1 pseudogene is annotated in these 369 nt (G+C 78.0%); it reads left to right on the top strand.

From position 1 onward, the window contains the following. Positions 1-58 precede the first annotated feature (58 nt). Positions 59-369, top strand: a pseudogene (locus STRIP9103_RS15695) (lactonase family protein); the annotation flags it as partial.

Here is a 369-nt window from a genome sequence, read left to right on the forward strand (position 1 = left end):
CGCTCGTAGCCGTCAAGGTGGGGGCCGGACGGGACGAGCGGGATCCGAGGTGCCGGAAATGACGAGTGAGGCGGAGCGGGAGCCGGGCGGCTGGAGCAGGCGCCGGGTGCTGGGGCTGCTGGCGGCGACGGCCGTACCGGCTGCCCTGGCGGGTTGCTCCGGCTCAGGCGGGACAACCGGGGGCGGGTCGTCCTCGCCCGCGCGGAGCGCCTCGGCATCGACGGCGCCCCAGGCGGAGGCCGAGGCCGCCTCGCCCTCCCCCGCCCCGTCCGGCCCCCGGCCCCTGTTCCTCGGCACGTACACCTCGGCGGAGGGCGGCGGCACCGGGATCGGTGTGGCGACGTACGACGCCCGGAGCGGCCGGATCAC

The sequence above is a fragment of the Streptomyces ipomoeae 91-03 genome (genome assembly GCF_000317595.1).
GTDB lineage: Bacteria > Actinomycetota > Actinomycetes > Streptomycetales > Streptomycetaceae > Streptomyces > Streptomyces ipomoeae.